The organism is Thermogutta sp. (assembly GCF_039793925.1).
GTDB lineage: Bacteria > Planctomycetota > Planctomycetia > Pirellulales > Thermoguttaceae > Thermogutta.
This window is the reverse complement of the sequence record NZ_JBAMME010000050.1, coordinates 1-1605: the sequence shown is the minus strand read 5'-3', so window position 1 is coordinate 1605 and position 1605 is coordinate 1. Positions and strand designations below refer to the sequence as shown.

Below are 1605 nucleotides of genomic sequence, written 5' to 3'. Positions count from 1 at the left end.
GCACTCGTCCGGTACGCCATTGGCGTTGCAGTCCTGCGACGTGCCGCTCGCGATGTCGCACTCGTCGGGCACACCGTTGGTGTTGCAATCGAGCGCGGGTGAATCTACAAGGTAACGCAGCGATGCCTGGACCATCGAACCAGGGCACACCGTATCAACGTAAGGTGATGGGACAAAAGTCAGGCTCACCGTACCGCCGGAGATAGCGGCGTTGAACATGGCCGCGGGGATGGTGAGGTGCGCTTGGCCAAGTGTGCAGTCTTCCCCGCTATTCGCGAACCATGTTGTCGTCAGATAAGTTCCTCCAACGTACACATCAAATGTTTCGAGGATGTGATCGCCAAAATCCCCATAACCGGTGACCGTTAGAGCCACTGGTCCCACGGTAGGTGAGGCATTGAAGACGATTGTCTGGGGAGTTTGTCCGTCAAACGGCTCGTAAGCGGCGGACTCGAGCCTGATAAGCTGACCAATCTCGCACTCGTCCGGGGTTCCGTTCTGGTTGCAATCCATGCTTGTCCCCGAAGTGATGTCGCACTCATCGGGAACTAGGTTCATGTTGCAATCCGAACCCAGCGGCGGGCCCAGTGCAATGATGCGGACATCGTCCACATACCAACCGAGGAAGCTATTGAACTCCTCATCAATCGAATCGAAGTAGAAGCGCACGCGGATGGACTTACCAGCATAAGCCTCGAGACTGACCGACAGTTCTTGCCATGCCGGGCGACTGTCACCACGTGGATCATAGACCGTGGTCCAAGTCGCACCACCATTGTCCGAGACCTGAACCACCCATTGATCAAAAGGATAGCTGTGCTCCGTCTCCACGAAGTTGTACCACTTCAGCACCGCACCGTACGGCGCTGGTAAACTCACATCGGTGAGCATTTCGAGCGCCCCGCTCGTAAATCCTGCATCGTAATCGCACTGAGACGGACTGAGGTTATAAGCCGCACGCGTTGGGGAAGTCAGGGAATCGGAACCCACACCACACGGATCTCCGTTTTCGAGATGCCATAAACCGCTCAGAGCCCACTGAGCCGCCCCGCTCTCGAAGCCGTCTTGGAACAGCACGGACGTTTCCTGGGGTGTGACTTCTGTGCGGTCTTCAATCCCGTTGTTGTTACAATCATCGCCCACGTAAACGGTTGCCTGAGCCACGTTATTCTCAACCGGATCTGGTAGGCACGACTCGGCGCTGGCCTGATTCACGAATTCGCCCGTTTGGGTTGGAAGTGCAGAGATGACTAACGTGGCACTTGCGCCGCCAGCCAGACTCGGAATATTTAGCCAGTAGAGTCCACCCCCCAAATCGGTCACAGTGCCGGCGGAAGCAACAGCGTTGACGACCACGAACGACGGTGGCACCAACTCGTAAGCGTCCACGGGCGCTGCCCAGGTACTATTATTCGTCACCGTCACGGTAAAGGTGGTGACTTCAGCCACGACGCTTACCGGTGGCTCGATGGTTTTCGCAACAGCGATGTCTACAAGCTGGCATTCATCTGGCACAAGATCGCCATTGCAATCCGCCGCACCATTGGCCACATCGCACTCGTCGGGGATCCCATTCCCGTTGCAATCCTGCGAAGTCCCACTGGC

1 protein-coding gene is annotated in these 1605 nt (G+C 56.8%); it reads right to left on the bottom strand.

Features of this window, described 5'->3' with window-relative positions:
* Positions 1-1605 (bottom strand): hypothetical protein (locus tag ABJK56_RS01605; protein WP_347242915.1); only part of this gene is annotated, 1605 nt, incomplete at both ends.